This is a genomic window from Nostoc linckia z4 (genome assembly GCF_002608075.1).
Taxonomy (GTDB): Bacteria; Cyanobacteriota; Cyanobacteriia; order Cyanobacteriales; family Nostocaceae; genus Nostoc; species Nostoc linckia.
In genome coordinates this window covers 193,530-219,550 of record NZ_LAHA01000003.1, presented here as the reverse complement: position 1 = coordinate 219,550, position 26,021 = coordinate 193,530, and the positions used below count along the sequence as shown (strand labels likewise).

Here is a 26,021-nt window from a genome sequence, read left to right as displayed (position 1 = left end):
ACCAAATGGGGCATTGGGCATTGGGAAGAAGCAGTTCTTGGCAGAGGGTAAGATTTTCTCCCCTGCTCCCCTACCTCCCTCATCTCCTCCTCTCCCTGACTTGAGAAATTAAGTATAAAAAACTATGCACTTTTCTTTTGCTCGCTAACTCGGCGTAAAACACCGTTAATAAACCGATGACCTTCGTCTCCACTGTACCGTTTAGCTAGCTCCACAGCTTCGTTAATGGCAATACTATCTGGAACTCCTAAGAATTTCATTTCTGCTACAGCGATTTGCAAGATATCCCGGTCAATTTGAGCAAGGCGAGTTACTTGCCAATCTACCAGGGCATTGGATATGAGTTCATCTATAATTTGTCGGTTTTCGTTCACTGTAATTACAAGCTCTTTAGCGTAATTGCGAACTCCCTTATCCTGATTAGCTAGCTGAATTAATTCTGGAAAATCAACGGCAGTACCCAACTGATTAATCGCTGTTTGGGTACATGCGATGGCCTCTTGCAGCATGGTTCTAGCAGTGTTGAGGTCAGAGGCGCGAGTTTGGCTACTCAAAAGGCGATCGTTACTGCGTTGCAGTTCACCTGCGGCATTATTTAGGGTATCTTGCACTTCTGAAGTCAAGGTGCGTACTGCTCCTAGCACCAACTTTGATACTAGTTGCTCGTCTTCTAATTTATCTAATTTCTTCGGGCTGACTGGCAGTTGGCTAAGGCTTAAAAGTGCCAATTCACGAGCAATTTGCTGGGGTTTACGAGGTTGCATAAAAGTGAAGGGTGATTGTGCAAGAATTGATTAACCAGGAGTGACAAGCTTATCAGTCTATCAATTTTGGCACAGTCAAACAACAAAATTACGCATTTGCTTGTGACTTTGCCTGATAGAGTTTAAGTTTCTTCTACGTGAATCACTTGCTGTCTGGTTGCGTCGTGTTTCATTTCCAATGTCGAGTCTTTGGGTAAAATCAACGGCGTATTGGGGGCGACAATTCCACCTGACACAACTATTTTAAAAGCGTCTTCAATGGACATGGAAAGGTTCACCACTTCATCCTCTGGAACGGCTGCATACCATCCAGTAGTGGGATTTGGAGTGGTGGGAATAAAAACACTCAGCATCGGACGAGACATTTGGGCTTGGATATCACTGCTGATTGCACCAGTTACAAAGGCGATGGCCCAAATTCCTCGGCGCGGATACTCCACTAAAACTACACGCCGAAATTTGCCATTGGAGTCTTTGAGTATTGTTTCTAAAAGCTGTTTGAGTGTTTTATATACCTGTCCAGCTAGAGGAATTGCCTGTAATAAACGCTCACCGAAATCTAACAACCAACGCCCAAAAATATTTCTAGCCATTAAGCCAATTACGAGAATACTCAGCAATGGTACGGCTAGACCTACTAATAGATTCAGTATATTTACTAAGATGGGATGTAAGCCATCAAAGGGATTCAGTTGTTTAGGAATTTGGGTGAGAAAGTTGATTACCCAATTCGCAATGGTAATTGTTAGCCAGATGGTAGTTGCTAGAGGAATGACTACCAACAAACCAGCAATCAGGTCATTTTTTAAGTCCTGCTTTAGGCGATCGATTACCAAGCGCCGATTCTCCTGTTTTAAGCTATTTTCCTACAAGAATACACACAGAAATGAATTAACTGAATAACCACTGGCTATTCTGAGAAGATGTTACTTTTCTTTATATAACTTGTAAATGATTGTTACAAGTTTCTCAAGTTATTACTAATTTATCGCGTAGAGTGAAAAGTTGCTCATGATTCTCAAAGCACGACTGGGTAAGCTGAAGAATTATTTTGTTTGCTCAATTCTTGACACATTGCCGAGAACAGCTTTTGTGAAAAAACTGCGTTAAAAATATTAACTTCTTCTAAAGAAAGCACGTATAGGGACGCACAGCTAGCTGTGCGTCCCTATAAATGGCTATTTTCTTATGAATTCTGATAAATGCGATCCTACGGCGAGGGCTTTGCCCAACCTAGTAACTTTAGTCTTTAAATTACATCAGCGTGTGTGGATTCTGAACTCCCGCACTGCACCTGTTGTGTGCTTTCCTGAGCCACTGTTGCTTTTGTGTTTAAGTCAGGTTGTGGTAGATACTTCATTTCCCAAACTTTGAGCAAAATCAAGTATTCGTAAAATGCTTGCAATGTACACCAAGCAAGACCCGCACTTCCGTCTAAGCAACCGCCCAAAAGAAAATACATATATATAAAGCGTAACAAAGGTCTAGCAGGCAGACGCAGAGACAAATCTTTGAGAGCGCGGCGTCTTTCGACTTCTGATTTGCCAAAAAATAGCTCTTGCCAGTTTATCTTACCTTGTTCTAATTGATATAAAGTTTCTTGAGCCTCATCAGTGGAATAACGGTTATGCTTTTCAATCCAGCGAGTTAAGCCTTTGCTACAAGTATAGTGGGGATATGTTTCTTTTAAAAAGCTAGTTGCACCGTCACAAACTTCTCGTTCAGTGTGGCCGTAGTCAGTGAACCAAACTTTACCGTGACGAAACAAGCGCATTTGATAACGGGGATACTGCGTGCTGTAACGAATCCAGTGATTCATGAACATAACGCGTTCAGCGACATAGTAGCCGATGTAGTCTGGACTTTGACTTGCCTTTTGGCATTCCGCGAACAATTCCGGTGTCATCCGCTCATCAGCTTCCAGAATGTAAACCCATTGATACTTTGGGGGAATAGACTCTAGCATCCAGGTACGTTGGCGTCCGTGGCTTTCAAAGGCGTGTTGGACAACGCGGATGGGATAGCGATTAGCGATTTCCACAGTGCGATCGCTACTGCATGAGTCTACAACAATGATGTCATCAGATAGCATCGCTGATTCGATACAAGCAGCAATATCTAATTCTTCGTTATATGTCAGTATGTAAATTGAGAACATTCCCCAGGTTTTATACTTATAAAGTTAAAATTTATTGGGCATAGGGCATAGGGCATAGGGCATTGGACAGTCAACAGTCAACAGATAACTGTCATCTCCCCATCTCCCCATCTCCCCATCTCCCGAAAAAATTAGCGCGCACTAGCTTTGGGTTTACCACCTTGTAAAGCACCCCTGCTTCTTAAGCCTACCCAGCCGATGATGATGTAACCAATAGACAACAGTAAACTGCTAATACCAATCCGCAATCCAGACTTCCATGCACTATCTCTAGCTTGTTTATCAGCTTCATCCCTGCGTTGGCGAATTTGGCTCAATTGTTGAGTTCTTAAGGTCTGAATATCTGTTTGTTGTTCGATGGCTTTGTCAAGTGCTTGGGGATCTGTTTTAGCCTTTTTTAGTAAGTCCTTGATAGCTGGAGGAACTTGGGAACTTTCAAGTGCTTGCTTGTATCTTTGGTCGTCTTTGAGTAATTCTGTAAACTGAGCTTTGGTCTGAGTTCGCAGTTGTTCTAGCTGGGTTTTTCCTTGTTCGGTATTTAGTTGTGCTTGCAATTGCGATAAGCGATTGTTAAGTTGATTTTCTGCTTGATCTGCTTCTTCGATAATTCGGTTCACTGTTTGATTTTTGGCTTGATTCACATTATTAAGATGCAGAGGAAAAATCAGTAAGAACATCAAGCCTAAAATACTTGAGAGAATTAGAGCCGGAAATCTTAAGTCAACACCTTGGGTGCGATCGCTTCCTGCTTCAGCGCTATCAATCCAATAGCCAGCGAACAAAAGCCCCAAACCCACCAAAGGAACAATTCCCCGATCCACTAGTGCTGTTGCCAAATTTATTTGCCATCCGCGATCGGTCGGTTGAAAAGGCAACAAGAGAATCAAAAAGTCAACAAAAAACGACAAAATGCAGATTATTCCAACTACCTTAACAGTGAGGGCAGTACTCACGGAAGTAAAACGGTTAACCATAGTTTTTCAAACTTGCAGTCAATACGAATGATTTTCATATTTCAAGTTACTCGAATATTGTGCCCATGACCGTAACTGTTCTATAGAAACACAAATCAGATTCAAGAATTGTGAACTTTCTGGCCTCTTGGTTTTCAACTAGGCCACAGTAACATTTGTTATGCCCGGTGTCTTCAGAAAATTCCTAGTGTTTGAAGATACGAAGTTTATGCGGGGCTGTAGATTCAGATTCTCGATTTCTCGTTAAAGTTAGATTTCTAGAGACTTAAGGGAAAAGAGGCACAAATTTAGGTAGCTATGGCGACTTGAAGGAAGTAATGCCCAAAGCTTTAACTTCTTCACCGCGTCGCCGTACTTTCTTGTTACTTTATCCTTCTGTCACAAAGGATTGTTGCCAAATACATAGATCCTCTGGTCGGTCAACGTCAGCCAAAGACACCAAATTCACATATGATAAATTAACTTTCTGGGCAATCTCCACAGTTTTCTGGAATACGTTAGCAGTTCCCCACTCGATATTAGCGAATAATTCGGGAATGAGTTGCCGCAAACCAATTAAGTAATATCCACCGTCCAATGCTGGGCCAAGTACGAGGTCAAAGGTGCGTAACTTATCAAAGGCTGTTGCTAAAATTTCAGCATTTAGTCCAGGGCAATCTGTACCGATGATAATTGCTTTTTCTGCACCAGATTGAAAAGCTTGGAGGAGCGATCGCGCCATCCGCAAACCTAGATCTCCTTCCCCTTGAGGCTGGTAAACTAAATCCGACCCCAACCATTTTTGCATCAGTTGTAAATCGCCATCGGAAAACCATATTTCTACAGATATGTCAATGGCTTTTTGCAATTGTTTAACCTGCAATATTGTGTGTTCAGTCATTCGGCGTTGAAGATTAGCAGCGCCAACAGATCCCAAAACAGGTATCAGCCGGGTTTTCGTCTTACCTGGTTCAGGGTAGCGAGTAAAAATAATCAAGCGTTGTTTTGAGCTACGCAATACTTTACTTGAAGAAACTAAGAATATATTAATAGCAATACTTACCCCCATCGGCTCTAGTATGTTCCTTTGCAGTTCGTATTGCTCCTATGATTGTAGAAACAATAACACAACGCTTCGCTTTACCACCAGACTTACTCGATAGGGTAATTCGTCCTAAATCTTTAGCGTTACCTCTGTAGTCAAATCTAACTTGCTGTACTGTAGTGAGGGCTTCAAAGTTTGTCTCCGAATCAAGGCGCACATTGCCATCTAAATTATTCCAATTTGCATTAGATGGGCTTACTGTAGCAGGATGAACAGCCCATTGAACAATGCCGTTTTGCTCGCGAAAACTAGCTTGCCAAGTCGATTTTTCTTTGGTTGCTTGTGTTTGAGCTTGCCGCATCGCATAGTAAACTTCGCTTTGAGCAGTATTAAGTTGGCGAGTAGCCACAAAAGTTATCCAGTTCGGTATTCCTAGTGCGGCTAATAAACCAATCAGTACAACAATTACTAAAGTTTCAAGGACAGTAAAACCACTACTATAGCGATTATTCAAAACATTCTTTGTATTAACTAGAAACGGTAAATACACCTGGGTATTCATTGTTAGTTTCTGGTCTTTTTTCAAGTACAAGAATTATGCAGGCTTGGTTATTTTTTGAGACTGGATGTAAACGTTTAAGGGTATAGATCTAAGCATTTTGAAAACTTACACCTCTATACCCTTACAGCCTTTCCCAAACTTTTGATTTTTCGGATCGCTGCGTAAGTCCTGAACCACCCAGTTATTGAGTAATATTTCAGTTTTTTCGCTTTTGAGTTGACGCTGGCTAGTAATACTGTGAAAGAAGGTAGGCAGTATGATAATTATGAGAATTTTCAATAATAATTTCGAGCTAAAATTTATATTTTGAAATCTTGAAGAATCATGAATAAAATATCTCCACAAAAATTTAGCTGCGGTTATACCTTTTTTGCGGTTTAATGGCTTTTGCAAAGCTTTACAAGTAAGATATTTATATAGATTTGCAATGCTTATGCTCCAATTTTGCTTGAATGTTGATGGTCTTTCTTGATATGCTCTTTCAAGTAACTGCAAGCAAGCTTTTTCTTGTCTGACAAGATTTGAAGAAACTGAATTAGCACTAATTCGGTATAATATTTGCACAGATGGCACACAGACGAAATCAAATTTAGATGCTAATCGCAGCCACATATCCCAATCCTGAGCCGCAGCTAGAGATTCATCAAAGCCACCTAATGAATTTAAAGCTGTTCTATAAATTAAAGGATTAGAGCCATTCTCTAGAAAGTTACTAACTAATAAATTTTCGTAAACATCTCCATTGATATTTATGCGTTTACCTGAAAGGACATAATCACCATTGATATCAATGTAATCAGTCCAACTATAAGCAACTTTAGCACTCAAATTTTTTTCCAGAGCTTTTAATTGAGATTCAAGTTTATTAGGTGTCCAAAGATCGTCAGCATCTAGGAAACTAACAAATTCTCCAACTGCAAGTTTTAGTCCTCTGTTACGACTGACATTTCCACCTGCATTAGAATAAGAAAATACTTTGATTCGTGGGTCTTGAATTTGCTTAACAATATCCAGAGTAGAATCTTGCGAACCATCATTAATTACAATTAATTCTAAATCAGTAAAAGTTTGATTTAAAACAGAATTAATTGTATGAATAATAGTATTTTCACTATTGTAAGCAGGTATAATTACAGAAATTTTTGGTAAGTTTTGGCTTTGGCTACAATTAATCATTTTATATGGCTGCCTTGTTTTTGAATAGTTTCCTTAAATTACATTTCAAGTAATAAAAAGGACTTATCATACTAGCCAAATAAAATTCCATTTCAACAACTGCAATTAGATTGTGTTTTAATTGTCCTTTATATTGAACAAGAGACTGTAATACTCGCCGTAAATTTCCTAAAACAGTTTTGACAAATACTATTGGCTTTTGCCAATTTTTAGCATTTATTAACCTGAGTTGAAAAATACATAAACCACAACCACGTGCAAGATTTATTAGATAATCTTTTTCAAATCGCCAGCTTGGTATTTGGTGGTAAGTATGCATGGTTGGATTATACCAAATTTGCCAGCCGGCATTGTGTATATAAAGTAATGGTTCATAATCTTCACCTTGCACTAAAGTCCCAGGTAACTTACCGCTTAAAATAGGCCGTTCTGGTACGTTTTCACGCCACGCTTTTTTGCGAATAATAAGTGCTGCACCAGGGGGAAGCCTTAAATTATCTACATCAAATAAATATGGTTTTGAACCATGTTCTCTGATAGCAAGAAACCCTTGAATTTTTTCAAAGTTCTCTGGCGGTTTTACTTGAAAATCACCATGAATTTGTCCACTCCAAACACCAGCTTGAGGATACTCTAATCCAAAAGCATATCCTTGGGCTAACCAATCAGGTGCAGGTAAGTTATCATCATCTAAAAATGCAATTAGCTCGCCTCTAGCTTCCTTTCCTGCTCGCAATCGTGCAAAAGCCGCTCCTTGTTCTTTTTCAAAGACATATCTTAAATGGCAATTTCCATCATATAGTTGTTGATAATTTTGGATGATTTCAGATGTATTGTCAGAACTATTATTATCGATAATAAGAACTTCCCATTTAAGATTTTGTACATCTGTTTGGGTTAATAGCTTATCCAAAATCTTAGGTAAACGGCTTGCTCCGTTATATGTAGGAATAGCTACAGTAATATCTAATTTTTCATTCGCTGATTCAGGCATGATTATTAATGTTATGATAATTTGTCTTTCAAATAACCATTCTTCCAAAGATAAAAAGGACTTATTAAACTACTTAAAAAAAGTTGCATTTCGCAAGCAGCTACTAAATCATCTTTTAACTGAGTCCGATATTTAAGCAAATGTAAAGTTATTTTACGTAGGTCATTAATCATGTATGCTAAAAAAGCGATCGGTCTATAGTAAGGTTGTATATTTACCATTCTAGTTACATAACGACTGAGTCCAATTCCGCGAAAAAATGGAATTAAATAATCTTTTTGTAATCGAGAATTTGGTATTTTGTGAGAAATTTCCATTTCTGGGTTATACCAAATTTCCCATCCTGCTTTTTGAATATAAGACAACATTTCTAAATCTTCGCTGGTAAGCATATTACCTTTAACTCTGCCAGTTAAAATGCACTTATCTGGTAAGCTTTCTAGCCAAGCTTGTTTACGGACAACGAGTCCAGCGGAAGGAGGTAATAATTTATTTTTAGCTTCATATAATAAAGGTAAATTACCTCGTTCCGTAATTGCTAAAAATGGAGCGATTCTCTGAAAATTTTGTGGTGGTTGTACTTCCCAATCAGGATGAATTTGGCTACCATAAGCCCCTACTTTGGGATATTTTTGGGCAAAACTATAAGCTGCGGCTACCCAATTTGATATTGGGTAATTATCATCATCTAGAAAACCTATCAATTTACCTTTAGCTTCTGCTACTGCTTTTTTGCGTGCATAAGCCGCACCTTGCTTTACTTCAAAGCAGTACTTTAAGGGGTAAGGACATTGCCAATTTTTTTGATAAGCTTGAACAATTTTAGCCGTGTTATCAGTGCTGTTATTGTCTACAACTATAATTTCCCAAGATAAATTTTCCGTATGAAGTTGATTTTTTAGCCGCTCTAGTAGTTCAGGCAAACGACTTTCACCGTTGTAAGTTGGGATAGCTACAGTAAAATCTAAGCAATCAGTCATGATGTGAAAGTATATTTTGAGATTTTGATAGATAGGTAGATATGGCTAAACATTAAATAAAATCCTCATTGGTAGTCAGCGCTTAATAGCTGATTCAGGATTATCGTGACTAAAGTCATGACTACAAACTTTAATTTATTTATGCCTAATTAATTACTTATTCTGCGAATCTCCAATCTGTAACGCAGTAATCAACAAATCAAATCGATAGAATAAAAAACTACACCTGATGCTTCAATTTTGCTATCAATGTGCAGTTTTATGTTCAGTATTATTTCGTATTTTTATAAATTTTTGCTATGAAAATTACTTAATTACATTTGGAGTCTTTTCCTGTAATCATTGAGCCTAACAAAGTTTGGACAATCACGCATCGCTTGACGCTACTAGCAGATGTAGAATTTGCAGCACTTGGTATAGCTACCACAATTTTTAATCCAGGTGGCTCTGTTGAACCTGTTGGGATTGTGCCAAAGTTTGCATTTGGTAGAGTTCCCATATAGTTAAAGGTAATTTTATATAATGTGTTTAAAGGGTAATCTACAGGAGAATTTTCAGTAAGTTTAGCTGTGTTTTCTCCACTCAGATTTCCGCCCAGAAGTAATTTCTCAGAATCGACTCCTACATCCGTTCCCAAAGGTTTCCATGTAGAGATTTCAGCATCAGTAAAATTACTACCATCACTCTTTTTAGTAGGATAAATGGCAACCTCTACATTTTGGGTTGTGTCAACTTTCCGAAAACTGACACTGTAACTAAGTTTTTTCTTTTGGGCTTCTCGTTGTGCTTCCTGTAGTGCAGCTAAAACAGCATCATTAGCTTTATTTACTCGCTGTCGATTTACAAAGGCAAGCCAACCAGGAGCAGCGATCGCTGCTAAAACTGCAATAATTAACACCACTACAAGTACTTCTATTAAAGTAAAACCAGCATCAGATTGAGGATGAAATCGCTCCTTGGCGTCTTGATTACAGATCCTAGTGTGCAATAACTTTAAAGTTAGGTTGTCCATAATCCCCCACCATTTATTGTGGTGTGTATTGTTAAGTTCATCTTGTAAATAAATATCCCCGTCCTTGGACGCGGACGCTTGCTGTGGGAAAATAAGTTTTGTTATTTGAAGAGTAATCAAAATTACTATTTTGCAACCGAGCTAGTGCATTGCCTCGTAAAAATACCTGTGCTGCTGTATTAGCAACATCAATACAAGCATAAAAGCCCATAAAACTACCTTTCCTAAGCGTTCCAGAAGGGCAAGTAAGACTTGTCGAGCCAATAGAGGTTTGATCGATAAAATCGATTAGTACCACAGGTTGTTGAGTGTAAGCTGACGAAACTGTTTTCCATGAATTCATTTGTTGAGTTATACCTGCGGCACCTGGTAGATTCAGGTTAAAACGCTGAAAACCAGCATCGGGGCAATGGTTAGTATCAACATATTTATCATTTGGATAATCAGTACCACAACTGACACCACCAGCAACGAGAACTCCATCACTAATTTCAAATCGTGCAATTCGAGCTGCTTTTGACCAAGTGGTGCTATTATCTTTGATTAAATAATAGGAAACTAGTGAGTAAACAAAAGTGTCATCTTTGCTTGTTACCGTGCTAGAAGGTGTAATAGCATTTTGAATAAACTTACGTTTCCAAAAAACCAAAATTGGTTCGCAAGTAACACCTGTAGCAGAAGAATCACAAACACCAGCTTTTTTAATAGGAGGTATTTGGTCTTTAATTCCTGAGTTTGTTGGGGTAGTGTTTGAATTGGTAGTTAATGCAGTTGCATTATATATGTAAACAGCTTGTTGTAAATCATTGGCAATGTAATCAGCTGCCATCTGGATTTCTTGTTCAGAATTTGCCTTTGCTTGCTCCTTCTGATCTGTACTGAGAATATTAATCATGAATCCTAGCAGTGGTGTCAGCACTAAGAATGCTAGCAACAAAGCCACCAAAAGTTCTATCAGGGTAAAACCATTAACTTGTCGAATAAACTTAGAGTGTTTCAGCTGAATGCTAAGAAGAAATCTGAATAAATTCTTCATAACTATGGTCTGCTCCTTAGTGATAGAACACACCTATAAAATAATGGTGTACGCTTAGACGATGAATTCACAATGTTAACCATTACAGTTGTTAAATGACTACCTTATTAAAAGTCTTATCTTTTAATATCGCTGCATAGAAATTAATTACAAGTGGTGTTACTAGTAGTGCTGCTAGTAATAGCAAGACGTTGACACAGAGCATTGAAAGAAGTATTTCTAGAGCCAATTTCGGTTGTCATTTCTACTAATGGCGATTGACGATCGCCTAAAGTTCCAGTGAAAGTGTTTTGTGTTTTCTTGTCAGTACCATTGCTAGCTTTGGCATTAGTGAAATCAATATCTGACCGATAAACGCGAATTCCTAGACGGTAACCATCTTTTGGTATACCTGTGCTATCAGCTGGGGTGCTTCCTCTTACTATAATTTTTGCAGCCTGGATGTAAAATATTTTGTCTGGGTTGCTTGTACAATCTGGATCTTTTAGAACAGCTAAGTTGTTGTTTGTGTCTTTTGTCACGCAATATAAATATTGCGATGTTGATGTTACAGGAGCTTGCATATTTGCAGTGTTAAGTAAATTGCCACCTAATGTTCCATTCTGTTCAATAGTAGTAGCAGGAGTTGTCACTGCTCCTGTTTTCACACCATCAATGAAAGTTCTGGCAGCTTGCGTGGCTAGTTCGACCCGTTTTGATTGAACGCGAGTTGCTGTTGCAATTATGATGGTAGGTGCGATCGCTGCCAGCAAAATAGTAATTAATAGTATTGCTACCAGCGACTCAATGATCGTAAAACCAGCCTCATCAGATGGGTGACTTACTTGCTGTTGTTTGCGCTTAATCATAGTTATTCACCAGTTTCTAGAAATTGAAGATTAACTACAGCCACGACGCTGCTCGGCATCGAGAAGATAATTACTATCTGAAGCTTTTTTGGCACACAACAACGTTTGCACCCATGCATCATCTCGGCCAACTTCACGGAAGTATTCATTGGGTTTGTCATCTGGTGTTATCGCTAACTTTTGAGAAAATGCATCTGGTGATTGCGACAGCAAGCCAACATCGTAACCCCACTGCCTTTTAGGAGCTAGATAAAAAGGTATTTGACCACCAGAATTAGTGAGCGGATATGCTGCCAAAGATGAGCCATTTAAGTATGCTACAAATGGTGCAGTTGCATAGGCACTACGAGATCTTTGAATAAAGGAGCCATTAATCTTAGCCGCAATAGCAGCATTTACGTCTCCAGTTGGGTTCCAATTCTCTAAGAACCGAACAAAATTATGTAAACCACCATTATCTTCTGTAGGGCGGGCTGGTGTATCTCCTCCTGCTGCGGCTAGGTTAAAGGTGGTAGGTGTTGCCCACTGCATCCAATAAGTATTCTGTGTATTGCCAGGGCCCATTAGGTTACTCTGTCCTGATGGTGATGCTGCTTGATCGTTAGTGCTGAAAGCCACATTAATTTGTAACACTGGCGATAAAATTGGTTGGATTGTTGTATTAGCAGTAAATGTTGTTGGTGAAAATATTGGGGGATTATTGACATCACTGCTGTTTGATTTGAACCATAGAGCATTAGCTGTCAAATCTGGTCTATTGCTAGCACTAAAACTACTCAGTAGAAATGAAGTGATTTGCCCGCTCTTGATACCTATAATCGTTGGTTGATTGCTACTAAGCGTGAGTTGTCCCAATGTACTAACATCTGTACTACGGAGAAAGGCAACACGCCGAGGATAGCTCAGATATTTAGAATTAGTTGGTAATTTTGCTGTTGTACCTGCTAAATGTGTAGCTAGAGAAAAAGTTTGTCCAGGAGTACCAGTAACATCCGAGGCTCTGAGACCTGCTGGATATGCAGCAAGGTCGCCAGGTAGTGTTACCCACCAATCAGTACCCGGATCGCAAGCTGAAACAGGTAGTTTCGGACAAACTTCCATTAAATATTCTGGTTTTAAATTACTTGTATCATTTATCCTTCGCTGGATGGGTGTAACAAAGTTATTGAGGTAAGAACTACTTTTACTGCTAAGGGGCAAGCCATCACTACCATACCAAGCAGCATTGATAACATTGGCGTTGTTGGTAGCAAACCCATTGTTCCGAAATGCAGTAATTGAAGGGTTATCCCCCAGGTTATTATTTAGATCATAGTCTCCATCACTGCGGTAACCCCCGTTAAAGTTATTAGAAAGAAGCGTAATAGCATCTGACAACACACTGGCAGGTCGCCATTGATCTCCATCTGGCCGACACTTGTTTGGTAGCCTGGTGTCTTCTTTACGACAAGCAAACTGAGTATTACGGGTTGATGCAGTGCGAGAGTAAAAATTGCTCCAATCACTAGCTAGAGCTGTTGTAAACTCTTCTTGGCTATGTATATTAAAGTCACCTCTAATATACACGGGTAAATTAGAAGCTAGAATCAAACCTTTTTCTCCATCTCTGTAATCACTTGTACGCCAAATTGGGTTGCCATTGATCAACGCAATGGCGTTAGGACGGCGAGTTGGGTCAAGTCTAAAGTCTACAGGGCTATTTAATTTTTGAGTATCTTTTTTGTTCTGTTTTTGTGTATCTGTGTCCGATGCTGTAATCCCAGCAGCAGCACTCAAATCTAAAAGTGCATCATCCCGCGTAGCGTAAATAATACCGCTATTAGGAATTAAATATTCTTGTGGTGTTGCTGTACCATAAGTTGTTGTCCGTAACTTACTAATGTCTAATACAGTGGCACGAATTTCTAGGGGTTGGCGGTTTTCTTTAGCAAGTTCGTAATCTGTAGATGGGTTTGCTACAGTTCCAGTACCATCTCCATTGACACCATCGGCGTTGGTAAATGTTTCTACACCAGCGGTTGATACGTCTCTATGAATTGCTTTAATCTGCCTTGCATCTAAAAAGGCAGTTTCGTAAATTGCACCATGAGGGATAACGGTATTATCTGGGTTGCCGATAGTACCGTCTAATATTTGGGCGGCACAAATGGCAGCATCAATGGCAGACTGCTCTGAAATTGTCCGAGAGGAAGCTGTTTTTGGCAGAGCGTTGCTCAGTAATTCATTCACCAACCGCCCATTGGGATACTTTAAACTAGCTTGGTAGTCTAGTAAATACTGATAGTCAGAAACAGTCTTTGTTGGAGCTGCGTAAACAATACCATTGTGGGATCTACCATCTGTGGCTTTGTCATAGATAAAACCTGTCGCAGAGGGAAGACTATTGAGGTTCTTAGCTGTAGTGCTATTAGTAGGGTCATAGTAACTACTTATACAAGCAATTGGTGTAGGGGTTTTTGAGTCGTAGCCACTTTTTTGGTAGTGATAAACTGCTGTGGCCCGCATCCGTAAATATGGTTGAGTTGATACTTGGATTGTTGAGTAGTCAAAACCGCCTGCTATATCTCTAGCATCAACGCTTGTTCCAACAGTAGCTGATTCCGAAGGTACTGGCATCATATCTGACCAGATTTTGGTTACAGCTCCGGTGAACTGTGCTTGGGAGCTACTAACAATCAAATTACTAGGTAAATAAATCCCTGCACCAGTTACTACCCTTAAACCACCTACAGGATCTTGGGGTGTAGTTGGTACTGTAGCAGCTGCCGATTCCCAGTCACCATCTCGGTCAACAGTTCCTAAATCAGCTAGTTGCTGTACGCGACTACGGCGATTGCGAGTTCCAGTGCCATCATCCCAGTTAATATCTTTAATATCTTGGGTATCTGTACTATCCGAACCAATAAATCTCGTCCCGTTCCACCACAATGCAGGTAGGTTATTACCAAGCAAAATGCGATCGCCAATATACTGTTCTTTACCTAGTTGTTGTTGCTTAGTTGGCTCTGTAGCACTAGGTAACAGTTTAGTACTATCAGAAGTATTAGGCTTGAGCGTTAAATTCGCATAATTAGTTCTAGTTTTACCATCACTGGGATCGAAGGGATAAACCCAAGTGTCTGGTGGACGTAGTGAATCACCACTAGTTCCTCCTAGTACTGTAGTGCTAGTATAAGTCCCTAATGCATTTCCACCAAAACCAATCTCAGCATAGGGTACACGCCGTGTACGTTTTTTAAAATAAAGTGCTAGCTGGTTATTACGGATACTAGCTTGTAGCTCTGTGGAGGCAGTGGATGTATCTAACTTTAATACTTTTAGTTGCTGTGCGATGCCATCTTTGACTTCTTGTGGGTCAGTAGATGCAGAGTTAGTAGCCTGTGCCTGCACTAAAAGATTAATTCGCTGTACATAAGCTAAACTATTATACGCAAGCTTATTGGCTGTTCCATTTACTGATTTGTTATCTCTAACCCCATAAGAAGTATTTGGATTAGCTCCTTTGCCTTGAAATAAATGCACTAAAGTACTTACGTTTGCATCATCAGTATCACTGGTGAAAAGACCTGCACCTAAATTGCCACCAACAACAATTTTGGCGTTCTCATCATCATAGAAGCAGGAATTTTTACTACTGACCTGATACAATGTGACTCCATTACCATTACTACCAGTGAGGAAGTTACTATTAGTTAATATCCGTCCGTTGAGATTAAATATAGGGCCGGGAGTAAGTTCTATATCATCCTCATAAACCACTGCATTGTTAACTAGCGGTAGTTGTACGCGGTCTTGTTGATACTCTAAACCTGAAAAGCCTTTATTCCCTTTAAAAGGTTCGTAGTCAGTCGTAGGTGGGTTAGTGATGGGAACATTAGCGGTATAAACAAAAAAGCTTTTCTTGAGCTTACCAGCAATATTAAACCAGCCAGTACTCCCCACTAAAGTAGCACTCGTTCCTAGAGTATCTTCACAACCGTTGCTCACACTACCAGAGGTCATGGGTGGAGTTCTGGCCTCTAGAGGATTTCTCGCACGATTATATGTGCCGCTAGTTATAGGCGGATTTCGGAAATAAATTCCATAAAGAGTATAGGTGTCAAATTTGCCATTGTTATCTGTATCGATGGGGAACATCCACGCACTTGGTAGTGCTGTTTGACCGGTATAATTCAGATTTAATTGAGTTTCATCACCAAAAGTGTATTCTGTCAAATAATTTTTTAAAGTACTCTCCAAAGCTGTATCTGAAGGTGTGGCTCGTGGTAATCGGCGATCGTCAAATAGTTTGTCTAATTTAGCTCTGGCACGGTCGATCGCTGGGGTAGCAGCATTCAAAACAGCTTGATTTACCCTGACGTTACTAGCGTTTTTAGAACGCTCAAATGAGCGAAACAAAATTGCAGTTGTTAACAATACAACTACCAAAGTTACCATTGCCACTGTTGGTAGCACAAAGCCAGCATTCGGTGAAATGCGTTTTCTTCTCGTGAGAAAGATAGTCCGTAAGAGCCAAACAATTCGCTTGTTAATGGCAGATAAAAATTTATTGCCAATGAGTTTGAAGGTTCTTTGAATTACCTTGACTAGCTTATTTTTTTCAGACATAGCTGCTTTCCTGTCAAGTGGTTTTACCAGATTTTTAATTTTTACGAAATTTTTAATTAGACCTGAATTTTTTTTCTCAGGCAAAGGATGAGAGTATGTTTATGCCACTAGTACATTTTGTTTGACAAATTTTAAAATCAAAGACTACACACAAAAGACAATTTATTAAAGTTATATCATTCATGAATTTTTGATTTGATCCGGTAAATACTGATTTTTTCAAAACTATTCCCATTGATTCTGATGAATAATAAGAACAGAATTGGACGGTAAATTTGCGGAAATGTACTTTATTGGTAGGTCAATTTATAAAGATGATGTTAGAAAAACAAGCTTATAATACCCACTTATTAAAGAAAGATATCAGTTCCGTCCAGATTTATAGTTTCCTGGAGCAATTATGAATTTTGTGATTTAGGATTATTAATTACCAATAGCGAGTAGGGTAGCACAGCCTAGCTGTACTACCCTACGAAAGATTTATACCTCAATACGGTTTAGATAAGCCTGTTTTTTCTTCCCCGTGTTCCCTATTCCTTTACTTCCACAAACAAACTTTCTTAATACAAGCGTATTAATTTATAGGTGCAAGTGACAACCGCTATGGGGTACGGGAATTCTACGCGCTAAAGTATTTCGCTACTGGATGGTAGGTAATTATCGCTGTTGTAGACTGTTCTGGATAAAGTTGTTCGCTTTCATCCATATATAAGTTAATTCTGTCAGTCTGCAATAACTCCAGTTGCTTGTACTGATCTTGGATATTTGGGCAGGCGGGATAGCCAAAACTATACCGGGAACCACGATAGCGTTGTGCCAATATATCCCGGATGTTATCGGGTTCCTCGGCAGCAAAGCCTAACTCATGGCGAATTCTAGCGTGTGTCCACTCTGCCAATGCCTCTGCCATCTGCACTGCCATACCGTGGAAATACAGATAATCGGTGTATTGATTCTCTGCAAACAGCTTTTGAGCAAATTCTGTGGCAATTTCACCCACAGTCACCGCCTGCATGGGGAAGACATCAATGATTCCCGATTCTTTGGGTGCAAAGAAATCTGCTATGCACAGCCGTCTTAATGACTTTTGTCTGGGAAACTCGAAAGTTGCGATTTGTTGCAATTGGTTCTCTGGGTTATATATATAGAGAGAATTTCCCTCGGCTTGACAAGGAAAATAACCATAAATCACTTGCGGATGTAAGAGATTTTCGTCAATGATTCGCTGTTTCCAAGTTTCTAAAACTGGGTAGACTTTTTGGGTCAAGAAAGCTTGATATTCTTCCTTGGATTGGTCTTTTGGTTTGCGGAATTGCCATTGTCCGGCTATCAGTGCTTGCAAATCCAAGTGCCAGAATATTTCCTCTATGGGAATATCACTAGGCTGCAATAATTTTGTTCCCCAGAAAGGTGGTGTCGGGCGTTCAATATCTGTGGCTACTGCTTCAGAACGTCTTGTATCTATCTGTTTTGGTTCTGTAGATACTGTTTCTTGAGGAGTTATGGTTGCTGATTCTTTGTGACCATTGGTGGAAACTCCAGCAGTTTCAACTTCGTTTAAAAATCCCTGCAAATCATCCCAGTTACCAGTGGTTTTCGCTGGCATTAATTTATCCATGAAATGCAAGTCAGAAAAGGCATCTTTGCCATAAACTACTTGACCTTTGTAGGTGTTTTGGCAATCTTCATGGACAAATTTGGGAGTTAAGGCTGCACCGCCTAAAATCACAGGGACGGTAATTCCCTTTTCGTTAAATACCTCCAAATTCTCTTTCATAAAAGCGGTGGATTTTACTAGTAAACCACTCATGGCAATACAATCGGCTTTGTGCTGTTTGTAAGCCTCAATGATGTTTTCCACCGGCTGTTTAATTCCCAGGTTAATTACTTTGTAGCCGTTGTTGGATAAGATGATGTCTACTAAGTTTTTCCCAATGTCGTGGACATCGCCTTTAACTGTGGCAATGATAAAGGTTCCCTTAGAATTGTTGCCTGATTCGGATTTTTCCATGAATGGTTCTAAAAATGCCACCGCTGATTTCATGGTTTCGGCAGACTGTAACACGAAGGGTAGTTGCATTTGTCCAGAACCGAATAATTCCCCGACAACTTTCATGCCATCCAAGAGGAAGGTGTTGATAATTTCTAAAGGGGGATATTGTTCTAAGGCTTTTTTGAGGTTTTCTTCTAAGCCGATGCGTTCGCCGTCGATGATGTGGCGTTTAAGGCGTTCTTCGATGGGGAGACTTTCATCTAAGGAGCGATCGCGTTTTGTCGTCACCCCCGCAAACAATGTGGTAAGCTCTGCCAAAGGATCGTAAACGCAAACATCACCTTCAAATCTCCGCTGGTCATAAATCAATTGGCGACAAATTTCTTGATGCCGTTCTTCAATCTTGGACAGCGGTAAAATCTTGCTGGCGCTGACAATTGCGGCATCCATTCCGACTTTCATGGCTTCGTGCAAAAACACTGAGTTCAGCACTATCCGCGCTGCGGGATTTAAACCGAAGGAAATATTAGACACACCCAAAACTACATGACACCCAGGCAATTCTTGGCGAATGCGTTGAATAGCTTCTACGGTAGCTTTGCCGTTTTCTCGGTCTTCTTCTATCCCCGTGGAAATTGGTAGAGCTAGGGTATCAAAGAATATTTCTGTGGCTGGTATGCCGTATTCTACAGCTTGGCGGTAAGCGCGTTGGGCAATTTGAAACTTTTTCTCGGCTGTGCGCGCCATGCCTTCTTCGTCAATTGTACCAATGACGACGCCAGCACCATACTTTTTCGCCAATTCCAGGACTTTTAAAAAGCGTGGTTCGCCGTCTTCGTAGTTGGTGGAGTTGAGTAAACATTTACCGCCGGCTACCTTTAAACCTGCTTCCATTTTTTCCCATTCGGTGGAGTCAAGCATTAAAGGCAATGTGACGTTATTAACTAGGCGCGAAACGAGTTCGTGCATATCTCGCACACCGTTGCGTCCCACATAATCGACGTTGACATCGAGGATGTGTGCGCCTTCTTTGACTTGTGCCCTGGCCATTGACACGAGTCCGTCCCAATCTTCGGCGTTTAGTAAATCACGGCATTTCTTGGAACCACTGGCGTTGAGGCGTTCGCCGATAATCAAGAAGGAATTATCTTGCTCGTAGGGCTGAGTGGTGTAAATTGATGCGGCTGCTGGTTCTAAAGTAGGCTGTCTAACTTTTGGCTTTAAATCTTTGGCGATTTCTGCCAATTGTTGAATGTGTTCTGGGCGAGTCCCACAGCAACCCCCTATCACTTGGACACCCAAATCTTCAACAAAATGCATTAGCGCCATACGTAATTCCAACGGTGTGAGGCGGTAGTGTGCTTGACCGCCGACGTTCTCTGGTAAACCTGCGTTGGGAATACAGGAGACGATGAAAGGTGAATGTTCTGCCAGATACTTGATATGTGGTTTCATCAAGTCCGGGCCTGTGGCGCAGTTTAAGCCGAGAATGTCAATTGGGTATGGTTCTAAAATTGTCAGCACAGCGCTGATTTCTGAACCCACCAACATTGTGCCCATGCTTTCCATTGTCACAGACACCATCAACGGACGGCGATCGCCTTTTTTCGCAAACACTTCTTCAATGCCATTCAGCGCCGCTTTGATTTGCAGCACATCTTGGCAAGTTTCCACCAGAAATAAATCCACACCACCATCCCACAGCGCTTCTGCTTGTTCGGCAAAAGAGGCTTTCATGGTGTCAAAGTCAATGTGTCCCAAGGTGGGTAGTTTGGTTGTGGGGCCGATGGAACCAGCGACAAACCGGGGTTTTTCGGGAGTGGAAAATTCTGCGGCCACACGCTTGGCGAGTTCTGCGGCTGTTTTGCTGAGGTAGTAGGCTTTGTCTGCTAAGTCATATTCTGCCAGCACAATGGAAGTACTGCCAAAGGTATCGGTTTCGATGACATCAGCACCAGCGGCGAGAAAGTCACGGTGAACTTTAGCCACAGCTTCCGGTTTGGTGTGGACTAAGTATTCGTTGCAACCCTCGTATTGTGCGCCGCCAAAGTCTTCTGCTGTCAGGTTTTGGGTTTGCAGGTTGGTTCCCATTGCACCGTCAAAGACGAGGACTGGGCTATCTGGACTACGCAGGCGTTCAAGGAAAGGATGAGTCATATTTTCCTAGAAAAAATGAGGAAATCAAGTGAGTCTTGTGATACTCGACTTACTTTATTATTTTCCAAAATTTTGCAAGTTTCAGCAGTGTTTATTCTCAAGTCATACCATTTTGGATTTTGCGAAAAGTTAAGAGCGCCGGAAGCTGGCGCTCTTAACTTTTCAAGACGGATTTTAGATTTTGGATTCTGAATCACCTTGTGTGTAAAGCTGTGAAGCTAACGGAACAGGGAACGGGAAACAGAGGGGAGAAAAAACAGGCTTACCTGAAATGTATTGATTTATAATTCCAAAGCTGCTGTTAGACAAAAATTCACCTGATTAATTGCTTCAGATGAAAGAAAACCCAGCTTTCTAATAATCATGGAATTATTCAAAGTGAAAATTGACTCACAGCGAACCACAGACTCAATCCTGATACCTGCATTGGCAATTTCATCACCTGTTATTAAGTATTGCGTCACGCTTAAAGGACGATTAGTGTTGGAAGTACAAGGCACAATCATTAAATCATCAAGAATTTGGTTCAATTGATTTGCCGAAATTACAACAGCAGGGCGAACTTTAAACTGTGTCAATTTAGTCGAAGGCATGGGGATTCGACATAGTACAACATCACCGCGCTGTAAATTCATCAGCAAATACTTCGTCGTAAATATCATTTTCAGTACTTACCCAATCCCGATAAGCCTGAGATTCAACAGTAGAATGAACAGATTTTTTTGCACTTTTGAGCGAAAGAGCGAAATCCAGCAGTGTTGATAACTGGTCATCGTTTAGTTGCTCGATCGCATTTAGAAGTTCTTGACGAATACTCATGGAATGACTAGCTGCTAACTATCTTAATGGTATGCCATGAGGCGATCGCCTTTAATTTTGTGAAGTGCGTAGGCATACCCCATCGTAGATATCGCTATTATCAGTGAATGAAGTGGAGACGTTGCGATGCAACGTCTCTACATGTTTGTGTATGTAGTCTACGTAGCAATTTGTGTGACTGATACTTTCACTGGCACTTTTTTAGTGAAAGACAGGCCGTTTTCACTTGTGTCAATGAAAATCGTGTCTCCAGAAATAAAGGCATTTTCCAATAACTTGGTAGCCAGGGGGTTTTCTACTTCTCGCTGAATGGCGCGTTTGAGTGGGCGGGCACCGTAAACTGGGTCATAGCCTGCTTCTACTAAATAATCAGAAGCAGCTGGGGAGATTTCCAAGAAGATTTTTTGATCGCGGAGGAGATTTTCTACTCGTTTGAGTTGAATGCGGATAATGTGCCGCATTTCCGAACGGCTGAGGGTATGGAAGAGAATAGGATCGTCGATGCGGTTGAGAAATTCGGGGCGAAAATGCGATCGCAAGTTGTCCATTACCCGCTTCTTCATGGTTTCATATTTGGAATCATCACCGGAGACATCCAATATATGTTCGCTACCAATGTTACTAGTCATGACAATGACGGTGTTACGAAAATCTACCATTCTTCCTTGGGAATCAGTAATTCTGCCGTCATCTAAAACTTGCAACAAAATATTAAACACATCTGGATGTGCCTTTTCTACTTCATCCAACAGCACCACTGAGTAGGGTTTCCGGCGAATCGCTTCCGAAAGTTGACCGCCTTCTTCGTAGCCGATGTATCCCGGAGGCGCTCCTACTAACCGTGAAACTGAGTGTTTTTCCATATACTCGGACATATCCAGGCGCACCAGTGCGTCATCGGAATCAAAGAGAAACTGAGCTAAAGCACGGGCGAGTTCGGTTTTACCAACGCCTGTAGGCCCCATGAACAAAAATGAACCAATGGGACGAGAGGGGTCTTTCATCCCTGCACGGGCGCGGCGAATTGCGGCTGCCACTGCGGCGACTGCTTCTTCTTGACCAATGACTCGTTGATGCAAATGACTTTCCAGTTGCAGTAATTTTTGGCGTTCCGATTCCAAGAGGCGATTGACGGGAATTCCTGTCCACTTGGCGACGATTTCGGCAATATCGGCTTCGGTGACTTGTTCGCGCAACAAAGTAGAACCTTGGCTTTGAATTTCTAAAAGTTTGGTTTCTTTGGCTTCGCGATCGCGTTGCACTCCTTCTAATTTGCCATACTTCAGTTGTGCAGCTTTATTCAAATCGTAGGCGCGTTCTGCTTGTTCGATTTGCACTCGCAGGGCGTCTTCTTCTTTCTTTAAAGCACTTATGGCTTCTAATAGTTGCTTTTCACCTTGCCATTGGTCGTTAAATATATGCTGCTTTTCCGTTAAGTTGGCGATTTCTTGCTCGATTCGCTGCAAACGTTCTCGCGTTTGGGGAGTACCTTTTTCTTCACCAGCTAATGACAGCTTTTCCATTTCTAACTGCATGAGGCGGCGGTCAATGGTTTCTAGTTCGGCTGGTTTGGAGGTAATCTCCATTTTTAGTTGGGCGGCGGCTTCATCTACTAAGTCTATGGCTTTATCTGGTAAAAAGCGATCGCTAATATAACGCGCTGATAAAGTTGCTGCGGCTACCAAAGCCGAATCAGAAATTTTGACGTTGTGATGCACTTCATAACGTTCTTTCAATCCCCGCAGAATGGAAATCGTATTTTCCACGCTTGGCTGATCGACAAATACTTGCTGAAAGCGGCGTTCTAGGGCCGCGTCTTTCTCTATGTGTTTGCGGAATTCATCTAAAGTAGTAGCGCCAATGCAACGCAATTCTCCCCGCGCCAGCATTGGTTTAAGTAAATTTCCCGCATCCATCGCCCCTTGTTGATTGGAACCCGTACCCACTACGGTGTGTAATTCGTCAATAAACAGGACAATTTTACCGTCTGATTCCATGACTTCCCGGAGAACAGATTTCAACCGGTCTTCAAACTCACCCCGGTATTTTGCCCCAGCAATTAAGCTACCCATATCTAAAGAAATCAGCTGGCGATTTTTCAGAGATTCGGGAACATCACCATTGACCATGCGTTGTGCTAAAGCTTCAGCGATCGCAGTTTTACCAACTCCCGGTTCCCCAATCAACACCGGATTATTCTTGCTGCGGCGAGACAATACCTGAATTACCCGGCGAATTTCATCATCACGCCCAATCACCGGGTCAAGTTTCCCGGCTTTTGCCTGTTCTGTCAAATCCCTACCAAACTTTTGTAAAGCTTCATAGCGGGATTCTGGGTTTTGGTCTGTTACCTTTTGACTCCCGCGAACAGTTTTGATTGCAGCTTCTAACTTCGCTGCATCTGCATTAAAGCCCTTGAGTATCCGCCGTCCAACCCGTTCATCCTCAGCAAAAGCCAGCAGAATATGTTCCACAGAAATGTAGGAATCTTTCATTTTGGCTCGAATTTCCTCAGCTTGGTCTAGTAAAACATCTAAACCGCGACCAAGGTAAAGCTGATCGCTTTTACCAACTTTTGGCTGACGTTGGGTAAAAGCTTCTAGTTGTTGCTGCAAGCGAATTGGATCGACTTCAGCCCTAGCCAAAATACGTATTGCTAGACTAGTGGGTTCTTCTAGGAGGGCAATAATTAAATGTTCAACATCTAATTGCTGTTGTTGATAAGCACGAACAATATCCTGAGATTTAACAATCCCTTCCCAGGCTTTATCTGTAAATTTATTAGGATCTGTAGGTTGCATCTTTAAAATTTTCTATTTGAGATTTTTATGTTAGGGATTTGGGCATGGGGCATGGGGCATGGGGCATGGAACATTATTGTTGATGAATTATTCTCCTTGTCTCCCTTGTCTCCCTTGTCTTCCCCATTCCCCATCTATTCCCTAATTTAAAACGAAAACATGGCTCTGCCAGATGGTGCTATTGGAGCGATGTCTACGAGGGGCTAGGCCTATACTGTTGACGTTACCCATCAATGACAGTATATAGATTATTACTGTGAGAATTACTGGCTTACAAGTTGCTCTTGTGGTTCTTGTTTGATAGCAGATCCTTGAGTTCCCAGTTGAATCAGTTCAATTTTATACCCGTCTGGATCTTCAATAAAAGCGATAACTGTAGAACCATGTTTCATTGGCCCTGGTTCTCGGACGATTTTACCGCCTTGATTGCGGATTTCTTCACACTTAGTGTAAATATCATCAACTCCAAGAGCAATATGACCGTAAGCATTGCCCAATTCGTATTTTTCCACTCCCCAGTTGTAAGTTAATTCAATCACTGTATTATCGCTTTCGTCACCATAACCCACAAAAGCCAGGGTAAATTCTCCTCCTGGATAATCTTTTCGGCGCAGTAATTTCATACCCAGAACTTCACAATAAAATTTTAACGACTCTTCAAGGTTTCCCACCCGCAACATTGTATGTAGTAATCGCATATTGATTTGGCTGTGTTGAGTTTTGCTTTCTGCCAACATTTTACAGAAGTTGCAAACAAACCCCATCCATTGAAAGTGTATTGTTTTGAAATTCTCAAACGAGGAAAGTCATTAGTGGGGAGGTGGGGAGACAAGGGAGGTAGGGAGGTGGGGAGACAAGGGAGGTGGGGAGATAGGGGAGAATCATAACTTGTCATATCATGTCCGGTAAATTACTTGTGATATGTCATTGCGAGTGCAACGAAGTGGAACGACGCAATCGCAAGGATTCTGCGATTACTTCACTTCGCTATCGCTACGTACCCTGCGGGAACGCCAAGGGCGAACGTAATGACAAGCATTTAGCCGGACTTGATATCAGTCATCAGTCAACACGCCAGTGCCAAAACTCGAAGTATTATGACAACCCAAACACTAGGACTCGAACAAAATTTATATGACTATTTACTGTCGATTTCTCTTCGAGAACCGGAAGTTTTAACTCAATTGAGGCAAGAAACAGCGCAGTATCCAGTAGGTAGAATGCAGATTGCTCCGGAACAAGGTCAGTTTCTTGCTTTGCTGGTGCAATTGTTGGGAGCAAGGAAAACTTTGGATATTGGTGTATTTACGGGCTATAGTTCTTTGGTGGTGGCGTTGGCGTTACCGAAGGACGGTAAGGTGGTAGCTTGTGATATTAGTGAAGAATTTACAGCGATCGCTCGACGTTATTGGCAACAAGCAGGAGTAGCAAGTAAAATTCAACTGCACATTGCTCCAGCTTTGGATACTTTAGATTGGCTATTGGCAACAGGAGAAGCAGAAACTTTTGATTTTGCTTTCATTGATGCAGATAAGAGAAATTATGATGCCTATTATGAGCGATCGCTGCAATTAGTACGTCCGGGGGGATTGATTGTTATTGATAATGTCCTGTGGTCTGGCAGGGTCGCCAACCCCCAAGTACAGGATAATAGAACTAAAAGAATGCGTGCTTTTAATCAGAAGTTGCATCAAGATGAGCGAGTTAACCTGAGTGTAATTGCGATCGCTGATGGATTGACTCTAGCTCTCAAAAAGTAATCTTTTTTGAAAGTTAAGTTGTTGACTGTTGACTGTTGACTGTTAACAGTTATAGGAGTCATATTTGATTTTTGTGAAGCTAGGTACACTTTTATTTATTTTTACCTGTTAAGAGTTCCCCATTCCTCACCTCAAAAAAATGCCTAATTAATTTTGACCAGATACTTGTGTTAATCGTGACTTACGCAAAAACTCTTGGAAATTCTTATTTCTTTGTGTCTATGCGTTCTTTGCGGTTAGTTTTTCATGATTTTGCGTCAGTCCTGATTAACTCTCATTAATTTTATTTATTAAATTAACAATTAAAAATATTTGTTTTTCTCTGAAATTTTTTCTAACATATTTTTATATGAAT

At 40.8% G+C, this 26,021-nt stretch carries 20 protein-coding genes; 1 reads left to right on the top strand and 19 read right to left on the bottom strand.

Translation table 11 applies throughout. The annotated features are described in order from the left end of the window. Positions 1-122: 122 nt before the first annotated feature. The 19 genes from nusB to gloA all read right to left on the bottom strand — a co-directional run bounded on the left by nusB (position 123) and on the right by gloA (position 24,604). A complete protein-coding gene (gene nusB / locus VF06_RS04680; protein ID WP_099067346.1) occupies positions 123-764 on the bottom strand; it encodes a transcription antitermination factor NusB in 642 nt (213 codons plus the stop codon). 122 nt (positions 765-886) lie between these two features. Further along, complete coding sequence (locus VF06_RS04675; protein WP_099067345.1) at positions 887-1,600, bottom strand: DUF502 domain-containing protein; 714 nt, start codon at positions 1,598-1,600, stop codon at positions 887-889. A 413-nt stretch (positions 1,601-2,013) separates the two neighbouring features. Further along, a complete protein-coding gene (locus VF06_RS04670; RefSeq protein WP_099067344.1) occupies positions 2,014-2,922 on the bottom strand; it encodes a glycosyltransferase family 2 protein in 909 nt (302 codons plus the stop codon). A gap of 131 nt (positions 2,923-3,053) precedes the next feature. Further along, positions 3,054-3,896, bottom strand: a complete 843-nt coding sequence (gene hpsJ-B / locus VF06_RS04665) for a hormogonium polysaccharide biosynthesis protein HpsJ (protein WP_099067343.1) — start codon at positions 3,894-3,896, stop codon at positions 3,054-3,056. A gap of 367 nt (positions 3,897-4,263) precedes the next feature. After that, positions 4,264-4,944: a TIGR04282 family arsenosugar biosynthesis glycosyltransferase gene (locus VF06_RS04660; RefSeq protein ID WP_099067342.1), complete on the bottom strand. Its 681-nt coding sequence runs from the start codon at positions 4,942-4,944 to the stop codon at positions 4,264-4,266. Continuing rightward, entirely contained in the window at positions 4,922-5,482 is a 561-nt protein-coding gene (locus VF06_RS04655) for a pilus assembly FimT family protein (protein WP_180267248.1), read from the bottom strand. Before VF06_RS04655 ends, VF06_RS04660 begins: the two co-directional genes overlap by 23 nt. Positions 5,483-5,587: 105 nt before the next feature. Then, positions 5,588-6,658: a glycosyltransferase gene (locus tag VF06_RS04650; RefSeq protein ID WP_099067341.1), complete on the bottom strand. Its 1,071-nt coding sequence runs from the start codon at positions 6,656-6,658 to the stop codon at positions 5,588-5,590. A 1-nt stretch (position 6,659) separates the two neighbouring features. Then, complete coding sequence (gene hpsE / locus VF06_RS04645) at positions 6,660-7,700, bottom strand: hormogonium polysaccharide biosynthesis glycosyltransferase HpsE (RefSeq protein ID WP_306474298.1); 1,041 nt, start codon at positions 7,698-7,700, stop codon at positions 6,660-6,662. Then, a complete protein-coding gene (gene hpsE / locus VF06_RS04640) occupies positions 7,664-8,632 on the bottom strand; it encodes a hormogonium polysaccharide biosynthesis glycosyltransferase HpsE (protein ID WP_099067339.1) in 969 nt (322 codons plus the stop codon). Before hpsE (VF06_RS04640) ends, hpsE (VF06_RS04645) begins: the two co-directional genes overlap by 37 nt. A gap of 310 nt (positions 8,633-8,942) precedes the next feature. Beyond that, entirely contained in the window at positions 8,943-9,644 is a 702-nt protein-coding gene (locus VF06_RS04635) for a prepilin-type N-terminal cleavage/methylation domain-containing protein (RefSeq protein WP_099067338.1), read from the bottom strand. A 37-nt stretch (positions 9,645-9,681) separates the two neighbouring features. Beyond that, positions 9,682-10,680, bottom strand: coding sequence for a hormogonium polysaccharide secretion pseudopilin HpsC (gene hpsC, locus VF06_RS04630; RefSeq protein ID WP_099067337.1), 999 nt, complete (start codon positions 10,678-10,680; stop codon positions 9,682-9,684). A gap of 143 nt (positions 10,681-10,823) precedes the next feature. Beyond that, positions 10,824-11,528, bottom strand: a complete 705-nt coding sequence (gene hpsB, locus VF06_RS04625) for a hormogonium polysaccharide secretion pseudopilin HpsB (RefSeq protein WP_099067336.1) — start codon at positions 11,526-11,528, stop codon at positions 10,824-10,826. A 30-nt stretch (positions 11,529-11,558) separates the two neighbouring features. After that, entirely contained in the window at positions 11,559-16,136 is a 4,578-nt protein-coding gene (hpsA, locus tag VF06_RS41930; RefSeq protein ID WP_099067335.1) for a hormogonium polysaccharide biosynthesis protein HpsA, read from the bottom strand. A gap of 619 nt (positions 16,137-16,755) precedes the next feature. Then, positions 16,756-20,286, bottom strand: coding sequence for a methionine synthase (gene metH, locus VF06_RS04615; RefSeq protein ID WP_099067334.1), 3,531 nt, complete (start codon positions 20,284-20,286; stop codon positions 16,756-16,758). 281 nt (positions 20,287-20,567) lie between these two features. Next, entirely contained in the window at positions 20,568-20,921 is a 354-nt protein-coding gene (locus tag VF06_RS04610; RefSeq protein WP_099067333.1) for a type II toxin-antitoxin system PemK/MazF family toxin, read from the bottom strand. Beyond that, positions 20,902-21,105, bottom strand: coding sequence for a hypothetical protein (locus VF06_RS04605; protein ID WP_099067332.1), 204 nt, complete (start codon positions 21,103-21,105; stop codon positions 20,902-20,904). Before VF06_RS04605 ends, VF06_RS04610 begins: the two co-directional genes overlap by 20 nt. Before the next feature lie 158 nt (positions 21,106-21,263). Beyond that, positions 21,264-23,906 (bottom strand): ATP-dependent chaperone ClpB, encoded by a 2,643-nt coding sequence (clpB, locus tag VF06_RS04600; protein WP_099067331.1) that lies wholly within the window; start codon positions 23,904-23,906, stop codon positions 21,264-21,266. A 2-nt stretch (positions 23,907-23,908) separates the two neighbouring features. After that, positions 23,909-24,040 (bottom strand): histidine kinase, encoded by a 132-nt coding sequence (locus VF06_RS04595; protein WP_099067330.1) that lies wholly within the window; start codon positions 24,038-24,040, stop codon positions 23,909-23,911. Positions 24,041-24,169: 129 nt separating this feature from the next. Further along, on the bottom strand, positions 24,170-24,604 hold the full coding sequence (gloA, locus tag VF06_RS04590) for a lactoylglutathione lyase (RefSeq protein WP_218963839.1): 435 nt from the start codon (positions 24,602-24,604) through the stop codon (positions 24,170-24,172). A 399-nt stretch (positions 24,605-25,003) separates the two neighbouring features. On the opposite strand from gloA, the gene VF06_RS04585 reads away from it, so the two are divergent. Beyond that, a complete protein-coding gene (locus VF06_RS04585) occupies positions 25,004-25,666 on the top strand; it encodes a class I SAM-dependent methyltransferase (RefSeq protein ID WP_099067329.1) in 663 nt (220 codons plus the stop codon). The last annotated feature ends 355 nt before the right edge of the window (positions 25,667-26,021 follow it).